The following is a 13,930-nucleotide window of genomic DNA, read 5'->3' on the forward strand; positions in this document are numbered from 1 at the left end:
CGAACACAGAAGTCAAGCTTCTTAGCGCCGATAGTAGTTGGGGGATCGCTCCCTGCGAGGGTAGGACGTTGCCATGCGAATATTCCGACATAGCTCAGTTGGTAGAGCGCTTGACTGTTAATCAAGATGTCGACGGTTCGAGCCCGCCTGTCGGAGTGACAGATGTTAGCCCCCATGGTGTTGACATCTTTTTTATATCATATGCCGGCTTAGCTCAGTTGGTAGAGCATCGGTATCGTAAACCGAGGGTCATCAGTTCGACTCTGGTAGCCGGCACTTGTGAGGTGAGATGTAATCTCACCTTTTTATTTACACGTAATTAACTTTTAAATTTAATAAAGCCCGTATACTCAGGACATGGTCATCGAGTATACGGGCTTTTTGATACTTTATGACCAAGCCAAACTAGCCAGTGATAACAAGGAAAAGTTTGGGTACTATGACGATTTTGATTACTGAAATGTCTAGGCAGACTCTTAATAATTATCTTAGGCAACCATTACCCTGACTTTAAGTTCTTATTTAAAATTAGAAGTTCATGGCATAAGTATCTTAATAAAGTTGGTCCCATTACTTATGATGATTGATTTTTCGCGTTTTTTAGCTCTTTTTATTTAATTTAATTAAATGAGATAAAAAAAGTATTATGGCTTGTAAATTAGAAATTAATTAAAGATATTGTTGAATAAGATTAAGGCTAGTATAATGGTTATTATGTTTAATTAAGAAACAAATATTGTTACTTTTAAACGAAAAGTATGATCTGTTTGATGCAGTCTGGAGGAAATTCAATTGGATAAAGAACAAAAACTGGATCGATCGTTCTTCGGTCAACCCCGTGGGTTACGGACCCTGTTCTTCACTGAAATGTGGGAACGATTCAGTTACTATGGGATGCGTGCGCTGTTAATTTTCTATATGTATTACAGCGTGGCCAAAGGCGGACTTGGTTTTGACCAAGGAACTGCCGCATCAATTATGTCGATTTACTCAGCATTAGTTTACGTCTCTAGTGTACTTGGTGGGTTCTTAGCTGACCGGGTCTGGGGGAGTCGTAAGACGGTCTTTATTGGTGGGATCTTGATCATGGTTGGTCACATCGTGTTATCGACACCATTTGGCGTCAGTGCCTTATTCGTTTCGATTGCCTTGATTGTGATTGGGACTGGGTTGTTGAAGCCTAACGTCTCAGACATGGTTGGTCAACTTTACACCGCTGAAGATACGCGTCGTGATGCCGGCTTTAGTATTTTCGTCTTTGGGATTAACTTAGGTTCCTTAGTCGCACCGGTCTTAGTTGGTCGGATTGGTTTAGGCGTTAACTTCCACTTAGGCTTCTCCTTAGCTGCGATTGGGATGTTCTTCGGGTTATTACAATATTACTTTGATGGTAAAAAGAATTTGAGTACGGCTAGTCTTTACCCAACTGATCCATTGGAACCAGGTGACTTAAGTAAAGTCCTTCGCCGAGTTGCGATTGGGGTCGTTGGTTTAGGCTTGATCTTGCTCTTAATGAAATTAATGAACGCGTTGACGTTAGCTAACATTATTACGTTGATCAGTATCTTGGTTATCTTGACGCCAATTGCCTACTTTACCTTGATGTTAACGTCTGAAAAGACCAACGCACAAGAACGTTCACGAGTTCGCGCTTATATTCCATTATTTATCGCCGCTGCTTTATTCTGGGCGATTGAAGAACAAGGTTCAGCTGTCTTGGCATTGTTTGCCGCTGATCGGACGAACTTACATTTCTTAGGCATGAACTTAGCTGCTTCTGATTTCCAAGTTTTAAACCCATTATTCATCATGATCTATACCACACCATTTGTTTGGTTATGGACGAAATGGGGTAAAAAGCAACCTAGTTCACCTGCTAAGTTTGCAGTTGGGTTAGTCTTTGCTGGGGCTTCTTACTTAGTGATGGCTGCACCAGGCTTCTTCTTTGGTACTGGTGGTAAGGTTAGTCCACTTTGGTTAGTGGGGAGCTGGGCCGTTGTCGAAATTGCTGAAATGTTGATTTCCCCAATTGGGTTATCAGTAACGACTAAATTAGCACCAAAAGCCTTCGCGTCACAAATGATGAGTATGTGGTTCTTAGCAGACTCTGCTGGGAGTGCCTTGAACGCGCAAATCGTGCGTTTCTACTCAACGAAGACCGAAGTCCCATACTTTGCAACGATTGGGATCGTAAGTATTATTTTAGGGATTGTCCTCTTCTTGATGGTGCCTTGGATTAAGAAAGCTATGCAAGGGGTTCGTTAACAGTAATTATTTTAAAGGTATGTTATCGTAATGATAATGTACCTTTTTTATTTGGGCAAAATAAGGAGTGGCGAGCAATGGTACGGATCGCATTTAGTAGTGATAATCATTTTGATGTTAATCGAGTGGATGCTTCAGTGATGATGCAGCAACAAGCGGCGTACTTGTTAGCCCATCAGGTCCAATGGTACTTAATTGCGGGTGATCTGTTTAATGACTTTCAACGTAGTCAACAGTACGTTGTTGATTTACAAGCGTTATTAGGGCCACAGACGCGTGTTTTATGGGTGGCTGGTAATCATGACATGGTCCACGGGGTTAGCTTTGACGAGCTGGAAAAAGGGGCCTTTGATGGCTACTTGCACAACCGGTTTATGGATATTCCCAATACGGACTGGCGTATCATTGGCAACAATGGTTGGTATGACTATCAATTTGCACTAGGCCAAGGAAAAGAAACCGCGCGGGACTATGCACAATGGAAATATGCATTTTGGATCGATCGGGCGATTAAGCAGCCTTTAAGCGACCCTGAACGAGCCACTTTAGCCCTCACACAAATTGAGACACAACTGGCCGCTGCACAGGCAGCTCACAAGCAAGTGATCTTGATGACGCATTTTGTTCCCCGCGCGGACTTCGTCCCATTAGGGCATGGCCATCATTTCTGGGAGATGGCACGCGCCTTAATGGGGACGCCACGACTGGGAACTTTGATTGATCAGTATCAGGTTGCACAGGTCTTGTATGGTCATCTTCATTTGCATCCCGCACCACGAACCATTGGGGTCACGACGTATTATGATCAAGCAGTGGGCTATGGCCGCCAACGACTCAATGAATGGCAGACTGATAACTTCATGGCTGAATGGCAATTGGAAACGTTTTTACTGGATTTGCCAAAAAAAATCAAAAAAGTTTGAAAAAAGGCTTGATTTTTTATTCAAAATTATGTATTCTAATATAGTTGAATGATTCATGGAGGGGTAGCGAAGTCTGGCTAAACGCGGCGGACTGTAAATCCGCTCCTTCGGGTTCGGTGGTTCGAATCCACTCCCCTCCATTTTTATTATTGGGCTATAGCCAAGTGGTAAGGCAACAGGTTTTGATCCTGTCATGCGCTGGTTCGAACCCAGCTAGCCCAACTAACGAACAGTCACTACGGTGGCTGTTTTTTTGTGTTTTCATGCGCAAATTTTGAATTTATATTAATCTCAGGGATTTATCCGGCCCCGGAGTTACCCGACATAATTTGTCAGATAAGTGCTATGATATTAGCATAATCAACCCAAATTGTGAGGAGGTGTGGCGATGACCAATACGGAGCGTGTGATTAATGTCTTACTTGATTTATTGCGCGGTGAAGCGTTAACTGCAGAAGACTTGGCGCTGAAGTATCAGGTGACGGCGCGAACGGTTCAACGTGATTTACGTAGTTTGCGTGATTTGTTAGCGAAAAATGAGTTACCTTATACTTATCAGCGTAGCGGCCATTCTTACGCGTTGACCGCGACCAATCAAGTGCAACCAGTGATGGTATTAGCGATTTTGAAGATGGTGTTGGGGACGCGGGCCCTCGGATCAACTGAAATCGATCAGTTGTTGACTCAATTACTAAGTTTGTTAGCTCCCGCTGAGCGCAGTCAGACCAAAAAACTCTGTGCGACAACGATTAATCAATATGTGGCTGTTGATGCTGGTAAACAAGCCTTGCTACCAAAATTACAACAGTTTGCGGACTGGATTGAGACGAAAACCACGTTAACGTTTCAATATCAACATGCTGATACGGGCATGCGACAAGAAACTGGCCTCCCGATTAGTTTATATTTTGATACGTTTTACTTTTATATCGTGATGTACAATACGACTAATCCGCATCGAGTCTATCGGTTAGACCGATTTGTCACGATTAAACTTGCTGATACGGATAAAATCCATTTAGATTATCAACGTAAATTAGATGAAGGGGTCTTTAATAACAAAACATATCTGACGCATGGTGGTAACGATGTGGTTTATCGGTTCCGCTACTGGGCCCATCCACAGACGGCTTTAGATAAGCTCCCACATTCGCGCCTCATTAAGGCCTATGCGGATGGCAGTGTTTTAATTGAAGCAGAGTCCTTTGAACAAGGGGCGTTGTTGTGGATTTTAAGCCAGGGGCCATCTTTACAGATCATTTCGCCACCATCGCTCATTGACCGTGTCAAAGAGACCTATACAGCCGCCCTTGCGCGCTATCAATAAAAGCCAGTGATTTCAATTTTGAAATCACTGGCTTTTTTCGTTGCGCTGAAAAATAAAGGGACGACTGGTGGTAGTTGCCGGTCGCTAGTCTGCACATTTGATGCCCTGATTAGCGTTAAATGCGGCGGCTTGAAATTTTTTTAAACTTTTTTCAACTCGGTCGCTAAAACGACATCAGGTGTCGCATCACTATGCTAGAATATGGCATCAGTTCAGGAAAGGCAGGTCCCGGTCGATGAAAGCAGCAGCAATTAATCAGGCACTGGCAACTCAGCAGTTAACGGTAACTTATCAGCGGTATCGATATAGTGACGCCGAGCTCATTGATCCTAGTGGCCCGATGACGCTATTGTCACCGGCGCCGCGGCGATTGACGCAAACGATCAATCGGCTACAAGTTCACGATGCGCAAGCCCAAGTTTGTTTAACTAATGTTGCAGAGCCCATGTTTGGTGCGCAATTAATGGCCTGGCTACAGACGCCAACGCGGGTAACTGCCGTGACGCTGGCTACAACTGCTACCATCATCCAGCAAGCGCAACGACGGGGACTAACGGTTACGGGTGTTCAAGTGGTACCAACGGCATGTTGGACCGTTACACACGAGCAGACCCTACTTGCTGATTTGGCGGCCCAACTAGTACCAGATGTGATGCAACTAGGGCCATACGATAATCAGCAAGCTTCGATGGTGATTGACGACCATCGTCAGATCGTGTTACGCCGGCAAGCCAATTTTGAACCGCAGCTAAGTTTGCCGGTAGTGCAATTTGCGATTCATAATGACCAAGGCCAATTATTATTGACCGGTTTGTCATTAGCTGATTTAGGCGCAGCTTTAGTCGGACTTCAGCTCGGATTAGACCCGGCAGCGTTAGTGACGATTTTACTCGGGCACCCCTTGCTGCCAGCAGCGACGCTAACACAAGCGCAATTGTGTTATGAGCAATGGCAGACGAGTGTCCCCCAGACGATGCAAACGGTCGCTGATTTAACAAACTTAATGACTGGCCCGGTATTACCAATGACAACGACGCAGCTTGGCCAATATCGCTATTGGCAACCAGCGATGACCCGACCAGTTTCAGCAGTGATTCCAGCGGCAGTCGTCTTGCCAGTTTTAACGGGTGTGTATTATGAGCCACAAGTTGTCGTACAAGCTACCGCGCGAGCCTTTTCAGCGGCGCTATTAAAACAAGCTTATCAGCGTTCATGGACGATTCAGCGCCGGACCCGCCAACTTGTCGGCTGTGGGACTGCTGACCGGCTACGGTTTAATCGGGGACAGTTACAAGGGTTTCGCCGCCTACCAACGCCACAAACGACGGCGACACCACTAGAAACGGTCTTTAAAATCCAACAGCCAACGAGTAAAGCAGCGATGGAATTGTCATTTAATACCTTAGTGACGACCTTAGCGATGACCAAGTAAGTTAACGCCCAAATGCTGGGCGACTACATAGGACCAATTAGGTTGATCAAACCAAATTATGAATAAGTGAGGGGCCAAAATGAACAGTAATGAACGCATTATCAAAACTTTTATTCGATTATTGCGGGGAAAAGCTGTCGGGATGACCGCTTTGGCGACGGAATATCAAGTGACGGCGCGGACGATGCAACGTGACTTAGCTAGTATTCGCGATTTACTAGCGGCTAGCGACCTAGGTTACAGTCTCGACTATCAGCGTTCAACTAAACAGTATACGTTGACCCATCCGAGTCAGGTTCAAGTCGATACAGTCTTGGCCTTGTTGAAGATTTTAGTCGGGACGCGCTCGTTGAACGCGACGGAACTGCAATTGATCATCACCCAACAGTTGGCTTTGTTGTCACCGACAGAACAAAGCTTAGTGCAAAAAATGCTGACGCCAAGCTTGGTGAAGTATTTACCAGTTGGGACTGGGACGGCTTTGTTGCCACGGCTAAAACAAATGGCCCAATGGATCGATGCCAAAACGACGTTAAGTTTTACTTATCGAAATAGCGTTGCTGGCAAGTTGAAAACTGGTCAGGGCTTGCCAGTGAGCCTTTATTTTGCGGATTTCTATTTTTATGCGGTCATCTATACAGCGCAAGATGTGCACGTGGTCTATCGGGTCGATCGCTTTGAAACGGTCGCGCCAACGACCACTAAAAAGTTGAAGCTACGTTATGACCGTAAATTAGATGCCGGCGAGTTTACCAATAAGACTTATTTATTGAGTGGTGGCGATGAGTTGACGTATACGTTCCGCTACTGGGCCCACCCACAAACGGCCCTCGATCGCTTGCCACATTCAAAAATCGTTAAACGTTATGCGGATGGCAGCGTGGCGATTCGGGCGGACTCGTTTGAACAAGGCACGTTATTGTGGCTACTCAGTCAAGGCTCGCAAGTGCAAGTCCTGACACCGCCACGACTGGTCGAGACCGTCCGTCAAGAACTGACGCGCGCCTTACGGTTTTATCCAGTACCGGCGACGGATTTAAAAAATTAGGTCTTAACTTATTTGGAGGGGTAAAGATGAAAGTGACAAAATTAGTGGGTGCGGTCATTGTTGTGACCACGGTCGGGACGGTTGGGTTGACGATAACGCCGGCCACTACAATGCAAGCACAAGCAAAGACGACTTTGGCGACTTTTCCGAAGTCGATTCGGGGGACTTGGTATAACCGAACACAGTATGGAAAGAAGCATCATTATCATGCAGTACGGTTTACCAAGAAGGGATTTGCATGGCAAGCTAATGTCGCGACTAAACTAGGCGGTTTGGCACCATTACATGCACACAAGGCCCCATTTTCAGGTAGCAAAACGAGTAAGCACCTTTGGTTATACGCTGTGAAGAAACAGGGTTTTACAAAAGTAGGCTGGTGGAATAATACGGTGACGTTGGAACTTGGTGGTTACTATAAAGTTATAAGCAAGCGATATAAAGGTAAATCAATTCGGGTGCTAGAATGTGCAATAGACCTAACAAAACCACGCTATTATGTTTACTATTACCCCAATAAAAAGATTGCGACTCACTTTCAGATGAAAGTAGATTAAAGTCAAATAAACAGGCAGCCCTGACCACTAATCGTGATTGGGACTGCCTATTTAATTAAAACAATTTAACTAAGTTATACCAAACTTCACCAGCATGATCAGAATCGGCCTGGCCTTCGTTCGTATAGCCATTCTTTTCATAAAATGGGACGAGTCGTTGCAAACAAGTTAACGTGATACCAGCGCGATGTTGCGCCTTGGCAACCCGTGCCAATTCAGCTAATAATTGACTGCCCAGCCCACTACCTTGGGTGTTGGGGGCGACCGCTAAGCTGAGGACGGTTTGGTAGTTAGCCGTGGCGACATTTGGGGTCACGGCCGCAAATAGATCGTCGGTGATGTAGCGGGCGTCACTGGCTGGACCAACGATATAGCCAGCAACATGACCTTGATCGTCTTTAGCCACGATAAAGGTGTCACTAATGGTTGCGATCCGTTGGGCCATGCTCGTTTCACTAGCGGCTTCGTCAGGCGTGAAGCCAGCTTGCTCAATCGCCATAATTTCAGTTAAGTCCGCTGCTTGTGCGGGGGCAAAAGTCATTGTCATGATAAAACCTCGAATTCTTAAGTTTGAAAGGATGTCACCTCTTAATTCTAGCCTAACTAACGCCGATTAGTAAAATAAACAGCTGGCATGGGCATGAATCGGCCGCAAAATAATTTTAATTTTGTGAAATTTATCGAAACTATTGGTATAGTAGGGGTAGCTTAAATCATGAGGGGCAACCCTTTGCGATTGAATGACCTAAATTAACTCACCATAATTAATTGGTTAGATTAAAGGAGCGATTTATTAATGAAAATTGGATTTATTGGTGCCGGAAACATGGGGCGGGCAATTATCGACGGTTGGTTAAAAACCAAAACCGTTGCCCCAGCAGATTTGTACATTCATAGTGCCCATGCGGCGAGCTATGAACCTTATGCGCAAGCCAATGGGCTAAATGCCGTTGACTCAAATATTGCGGTCGCGGAAGCCGCTGATGTGATTGTGTTAGCCGTTAAGCCGAACATTGCGTTACATGTGCTTAAGAGTGTCCAACCAGCAATGACTGCGGGAAAATGGGTCATCACGATGGTGTCAGGGATTGACTTGGCTGATTACGAAACGGTGGTTGGGGCGATGCCAATCTTACGGATCATGCCAAATGTGAACGTGGCCATTGGCGCTGGGATGACGGCCTTAGTCGGCAACGACGAATTGACGGCTGACCAATATGCTGCGGGGCAACACTTATTCGATGCAATCGGTGAAACTAGTGAAGTAGCCGAAAAAGATTTCAGTACCTTTTCGGCATTAGCTGGGAGTTCACCAGCCTACGTGTACTTTTTCATTGATGCGATGGCGCGCGCTGGTGTGAAACATGGGTTAGATAAAGCGACCGCGACGAAGATTGCGGCCCAAGCGACTTTGGGGAGTGCCAAAATGGTCTTAGCTTCAGATAAGATCCCATTTGACCTGATTGATCAAGTTTCGTCACCAGGTGGGACCACGGTGGCTGGGTTATTAGCCATGGAAGAAGCTGGCTTTATGACAGCAGTCGTTAAAGGCATCGATGCGACGATTACCAAGGAACTGGGCGAATAATTAAACGGCTAGAATGACTGAATAGTTGAAACGGGTGCGGCCAAACGTAACTTGATTGGCTGCGCACGCTTGTTTTTATGGTTGCAAAGTTGGTCTATACCGATTATAATATAACCAGTAAATCCAAGGAGGAATTATTCATGAGCAAAGTGTTAAAACATGCCATCATCTATACTGGTCTAGAAAAGATCGATGACGGCTATATCCGTTTCGGTAAGGAAATTGAAGCGGTTGGTCCAATGGACGAATATGTCGCCCAACCAGACGATGATATCGAATTCGTCAGTGGTAAGACGATCGTTCCTGGTTTTATCGATGTGCATAGCCACGGTGGTTATAGTTTTGATTCAATGGATGGTAATCCAGCCGAAATTAATGAAATGGTCAACGACATGGTGGCCCGTGAAGGGATTACATCATACTTCTGTACAACCATGACCCAATCCAACGAAAACTTGGATCATTCCATGGAAGGGATTAACAAAGCTGCACAAGAAAACCCAGTAATTCAAGGGGTCCATTTGGAAGGCCCATTTATCTCAGCAACCTTTAAAGGGGCTCAACCTGAAAAGTACATCAAGAACCCTAATGTTGACTTACTTGATAACTGGAACAAACTTTCGGGCGGCCGCGTTAGATTAATTACCTATGCTCCTGAAGATCCTGGTTCGCGTGAATTCGAAAAGTATTGCTTAGAAAACGACATCGTGCCTTCAGTTGGTCACAGTAATGCGACCCGGGAACAACTCTTAGCAAGTAAAGCGACTCACGTGACCCATTTATACAATGCACAACGTGAATTCAAGCACCGTGAACCAGGGGTGACTGGGCATGCCATGCTTGAAAACAACATGTACTGTGAATTGATTTGTGACGGGTTCCATATCGTACCTGACATGATCAAATTAGCTTATGAACAAAAAGGTGTTGATCGGATCGAATTAGTGACCGACTCAATGCGTGCCAAAGGTGAACCTGATGGTATTAGTGAATTAGGTGGCCAAAAAGTGATCGTCAAAGATGGCCAAGCCCGTCTTGAAGAAGGTAACTTAGCTGGTTCTGTTTTAACTTATATCAACGCCTTTAAGAATATTCAGAAATTCACTGGCTGTGGGATTTTTGAAGCCGTTAAGATGTCCGCTGTTAACCAAGCCCGCGAATTTGGGTTGACTAGCAAAGGGACACTTGAAGCCGGCAAAGATGCTGACATCAACATTTTAGATGGTAACCAAGACTTGGTTGCAACTTACAGTTATGGTAAAAAAGCCACAGCTAAATAATTAGAAGTAAGGGATGAGTACCAATGAGTTCGCCAATTTATATTCAAATTCACAACCAAATTAAACAAGCCATTGAAGCTGGTCGCTGGACGGTCGGTGATCGGATTCCTTCCGAACGGGAACTAGCTGGTCAATTTGATGTGAGTCGAATGACATTACGCCAAGCGATTCAAACGTTGGTTGATGAAGGGATACTAGAACGGCGAGTCGGCGCCGGCACCTTTGTTGCCAATCAAAAAGTGCAGGAAAAGATGTCTGGGGTCACCAGTTTTACCGATTTAATGCTGGCCCAAGGTAAAGTCCCATCTAGCAAAACGATTTCTTACCACGTGACGAGTCCATCACTATCTGAAAGCGAAAAGTTGGCCTTAAAGCCTAACGAACAAGTTTTACGGATGGAACGGATTCGTTATGGGGACGATGTGCCGATTTGTTTTGAAGTCGCCACGGTCCCAGAACGGTTAGTTAAGCAATTTACCAAAGATGAAGTGACGAGTTCGTTGTATCGGACGTTGGAAGAAAAAGCCGGGTTAATCCCGGGCAAAGCCCAACAAACGGTCTCGGCGATGTCAGCTTCGGAACGAATTGCGGAATATTTGTCCGTTCGGCGGGGCGATGCGCTCTTGCGGTTACGGCAGATTTCATATCTACAAACGGGGGATCCGTTCGAATATGTTCGGACCCAATATGTCGGCAATCGCTTTGAATTTTATTTAGAAAAATAAATTTTAAACACGAAGGTCCTGTTCAATGGCGTAGTTGTCAATTGAGCAGGACCTTTTGTGTTTAATGATGACGCAACTTGCTAAGGCGTCGGACATCTAACCAAAGCGCGGTGATCAGCAAGATTGCCATTAAGGGGGCTACTGGGGGAGCAGCATGCCAGACGAGACCAAGCATGCCTAAGAAGATCGGGGTCATGATCCAATAACGCTCGTAACCAAAGCGCTGCATGAGCTGATCCTGCCAGTGATTTGGCAACACCAACAACAAACTTGCTAAGATAACAAATGTGGTCATTGTGACCAACTCCTCTCTGCTTGCCGCTAGTTTACGGCGGACCACTAAAGACCGGGTAATCGGAAGGTTCGTATGGGAGTTGGTCGAAAAAACAATCAAAAAAGCCGATGTCAGTGGCGTCGGCCAGCAATCAAGCTTGGTGTTTGGCAATCTTTTTAACCAAATGTAGGTAACGCGGTAAGACGAGCATGCGCTTGAAGCGACTCGGTTCTTGAATCAAACGATATAACCATTCGATATGGTGCTGCTGCCAAAACCGTGGGGCCCGTTTAACGGCGCCAGCTAAGACGTCAAAGCTACCACCAACGCCCATCCAAAGGCCATCAACGCGGTGGCGATATTTCGCAATGAAGAATTCTTGCTTCGGAAAGCCGGTGGCAATAAAGATCATATCGGGTTTCGCAGCCGCAATTTGATCGACGACGGCGGCTTCATCTTGAAAGTAGCCATCTAAGGCGCCCGCAATGACGAGGTTGGGATACGACTGTTTGACTGTTGCCACGACTTGTTTTAAAACAGCTGGTTTCGCCCCGAGTAGAAAGACGCGCTGTTGGTGTTCAGCGCCCCAAGTCAGCAAGCTTAATAACGTATCATAACCGGTGATCCGTTCCGGTAACGGCGTGCCCAGAATTTGGGCGCCTTGGATCACGCCGATGCCATCGGGGGTGATGTAATCAGCTTGTTGCAATACTTCTTGATACTCAGGATGTTCGCGGGCGTACATTAAGATTTCCGGGTTTGCCGTGACGACAAAGCGGTTGCGATGCGCTAAAATATCGGCTTGTAATTGTTGTACGAACGCAGTGTTAGTGGTGTTAATAAACGGGACGTTTAAGATTGACACAGTAGTAAAAGGGGCTGACATAGGCGGTCTCACTTTCGTTTTTTATCGTAAAATGCAGTTAAATTAGGTTTTTTACAACTTTTTCAAGTGCTTACACTCACTCACTTGGTGAAAAATGATAGAATAGGCTTAACTTTATTGAACGTAATGTTCAGAACTTACGAAATGGAGAATTAAACTCATGACTCAAATCTATCCGGATGATAGTTTTACCTTGCATACGGATGCTTATCAGATCAACATGATGCAAACTTATTGGGAACAAGGCATTCACAACCGCCACGCGGTTTTTGAAGTCTTCTTTCGGAAGATGCCGTTCCAAAATGGCTATGCCATTTTTGCTGGTCTCGAGCGAGTAGTTAATTATATCAATAATTTGCACTTCACGGATAGTGATATCGCGTATTTACGTGAATCGCAAGCTTATTCGGACGGCTTTTTAGATTATCTCAAAAACTTTAAATTTGATGCCACCATTCGCTCGGCGCGTGAAGGGGACTTGGTCTTCAATAATGAGCCCTTGATGCAAGTGGAAGGGTCACTAGCGACTTGCCAGTTGATTGAAACGGCGATCTTAAATATTATTAATTATCAAACTTTGATTGCCACTAAGGCTGCGCGGATCAAGTCAGTGGTCGGTGAAGACGGGCTACTTGAATTTGGGACGCGGCGGGCGCAAGAATTTGATGCCGCGATTTGGGGCACCCGGGCGGCCTATATTGGAGGCTTTGATGCGACCAGTAATGTGCGTGCCGGTAAAATTTTTGGAATTCCCATCAGTGGGACCCATGCGCATGCGTTAGTTCAAACTTACCGTAATGATTATGATGCCTTTAAAGCGTATGCCGAAACGCATCATGACTGTGTCTTCTTAGTAGATACGTATGACACGTTGCGTAGTGGGGTACCGAGTGCCATTAAAGTGGCTAAAGAAATGGGCGACAAAATCAATTTCCAAGGAGTCCGCATTGATAGTGGTGACATGGCTTACTTGTCTAAGCGGGTGCGTGAACAACTGGATGAAGCGGGCTTCCCTGATGCCAAGATTTACGCTTCCAATGATTTAGACGAAAAAACGATTCAAAACTTGAAGATGCAAGGGGCCAAAATCAGTGTTTGGGGTGTTGGGACTAAGCTGATTACAGCTTTTGACCAACCGGCACTAGGGGCAGTTTATAAGATGGTCTCGATTGAAGATGATCACGGTAAAATGGTCGATACCATTAAATTGTCCAATAATGCTGAAAAGGTCTCAACGCCAGGTCGTAAGCAAGTTTGGCGGATTACTAAACGCGCGGATGCAAAATCAGAAGGGGATTACGTCACCTTGTATGATGAAGATCCACGCAATGAAGAATCAATCTACATGTTCCACCCAAGTTACATGTATATCAACAAAACGGTCAGTGACTTTGATGCCCGACCGGTCTTAACCCCAATTTATGACCACGGGCAGCAAGTTTATGACTTACCAGCATTAGATGAGATTAAGCAATATGCCTATGAGAGTTTAGATTCACTATGGGATGAATACAAACGGGACTTAAATCCACAAGATTACCCGGTTGATTTGTCACAAAAACTCTACGATCACAAGATGAATATCATTCATTCTGTACGCGATTGGGTAAGCAAGAAGGATTATTAGG

Annotated in this window: 13 protein-coding genes and 4 tRNA genes; 14 read left to right on the forward strand and 3 right to left on the reverse strand. The window is 45.3% G+C overall.

The features are described from left to right. Nucleotides 1-83: 83 nt before the first annotated feature. The 10 genes from FFM75_RS02505 to FFM75_RS02550 all read left to right on the forward strand — a co-directional run bounded on the left by FFM75_RS02505 (nt 84) and on the right by FFM75_RS02550 (nt 7,549). Nucleotides 84-156 (forward strand) — tRNA-Asn (locus FFM75_RS02505). A 47-nt stretch (nt 157-203) separates the two neighbouring features. Then, nucleotides 204-276: transfer RNA gene (locus FFM75_RS02510), tRNA-Thr, on the forward strand. Between the two features lie 516 nt (nt 277-792). Beyond that, nucleotides 793-2,265: a peptide MFS transporter gene (locus FFM75_RS02515; RefSeq protein WP_137627629.1), complete on the forward strand. Its 1,473-nt coding sequence runs from the start codon at nt 793-795 to the stop codon at nt 2,263-2,265. 77 nt (nt 2,266-2,342) lie between these two features. After that, nucleotides 2,343-3,188, forward strand: a complete 846-nt coding sequence (locus FFM75_RS02520; protein ID WP_137627630.1) for a metallophosphoesterase — start codon at nt 2,343-2,345, stop codon at nt 3,186-3,188. A gap of 57 nt (nt 3,189-3,245) precedes the next feature. Then, nucleotides 3,246-3,328 (forward strand) — tRNA-Tyr (locus tag FFM75_RS02525). A gap of 10 nt (nt 3,329-3,338) precedes the next feature. Next, nucleotides 3,339-3,410 (forward strand) — tRNA-Gln (locus tag FFM75_RS02530). A 166-nt stretch (nt 3,411-3,576) separates the two neighbouring features. Then, entirely contained in the window at nt 3,577-4,515 is a 939-nt protein-coding gene (locus FFM75_RS02535) for a helix-turn-helix transcriptional regulator (RefSeq protein ID WP_137627631.1), read from the forward strand. Nucleotides 4,516-4,750: 235 nt separating this feature from the next. Continuing rightward, entirely contained in the window at nt 4,751-5,947 is a 1,197-nt protein-coding gene (locus FFM75_RS02540) for a hypothetical protein (RefSeq protein ID WP_137627632.1), read from the forward strand. Nucleotides 5,948-6,026: 79 nt separating this feature from the next. Then, the gene (locus FFM75_RS02545; RefSeq protein WP_137627633.1) at nt 6,027-6,995 is read left to right on the forward strand and encodes a helix-turn-helix transcriptional regulator; all 969 of its coding nucleotides are present in this window, start codon (nt 6,027-6,029) and stop codon (nt 6,993-6,995) included. A 26-nt stretch (nt 6,996-7,021) separates the two neighbouring features. After that, nucleotides 7,022-7,549: a hypothetical protein gene (locus FFM75_RS02550; RefSeq protein WP_137627634.1), complete on the forward strand. Its 528-nt coding sequence runs from the start codon at nt 7,022-7,024 to the stop codon at nt 7,547-7,549. Between the two features lie 55 nt (nt 7,550-7,604). Here FFM75_RS02550 and FFM75_RS02555 read toward each other — a convergent pair whose 3' ends face one another. Continuing rightward, entirely contained in the window at nt 7,605-8,096 is a 492-nt protein-coding gene (locus tag FFM75_RS02555) for a GNAT family N-acetyltransferase (protein WP_137627635.1), read from the reverse strand. 249 nt (nt 8,097-8,345) lie between these two features. Between FFM75_RS02555 and proC the strand changes: the two genes are divergently transcribed. From proC to FFM75_RS02570, 3 genes are all read left to right on the forward strand, one after another. Continuing rightward, on the forward strand, nt 8,346-9,137 hold the full coding sequence (gene proC, locus FFM75_RS02560) for a pyrroline-5-carboxylate reductase (RefSeq protein ID WP_137627636.1): 792 nt from the start codon (nt 8,346-8,348) through the stop codon (nt 9,135-9,137). Between the two features lie 140 nt (nt 9,138-9,277). Then, nucleotides 9,278-10,417 (forward strand): N-acetylglucosamine-6-phosphate deacetylase, encoded by a 1,140-nt coding sequence (nagA, locus tag FFM75_RS02565; protein WP_137627637.1) that lies wholly within the window; start codon nt 9,278-9,280, stop codon nt 10,415-10,417. Between the two features lie 23 nt (nt 10,418-10,440). Then, a complete protein-coding gene (locus tag FFM75_RS02570) occupies nt 10,441-11,142 on the forward strand; it encodes a GntR family transcriptional regulator (RefSeq protein ID WP_137627638.1) in 702 nt (233 codons plus the stop codon). A 61-nt stretch (nt 11,143-11,203) separates the two neighbouring features. Here FFM75_RS02570 and FFM75_RS02575 read toward each other — a convergent pair whose 3' ends face one another. Both FFM75_RS02575 and FFM75_RS02580 read right to left on the reverse strand, forming a co-directional pair. Then, nucleotides 11,204-11,437, reverse strand: a complete 234-nt coding sequence (locus FFM75_RS02575) for a hypothetical protein (protein ID WP_137627639.1) — start codon at nt 11,435-11,437, stop codon at nt 11,204-11,206. A gap of 130 nt (nt 11,438-11,567) precedes the next feature. Then, a complete protein-coding gene (locus tag FFM75_RS02580; RefSeq protein ID WP_137627640.1) occupies nt 11,568-12,302 on the reverse strand; it encodes a WecB/TagA/CpsF family glycosyltransferase in 735 nt (244 codons plus the stop codon). Nucleotides 12,303-12,462: 160 nt separating this feature from the next. On the opposite strand from FFM75_RS02580, the gene FFM75_RS02585 reads away from it, so the two are divergent. Continuing rightward, on the forward strand, nt 12,463-13,929 hold the full coding sequence (locus tag FFM75_RS02585) for a nicotinate phosphoribosyltransferase (RefSeq protein ID WP_137627641.1): 1,467 nt from the start codon (nt 12,463-12,465) through the stop codon (nt 13,927-13,929). Nucleotide 13,930 lies beyond the last annotated feature (1 nt).

The organism is Lactiplantibacillus daowaiensis (assembly GCF_005405085.1).
Classification (GTDB): domain Bacteria; phylum Bacillota; class Bacilli; order Lactobacillales; family Lactobacillaceae; genus Lactiplantibacillus; species Lactiplantibacillus daowaiensis.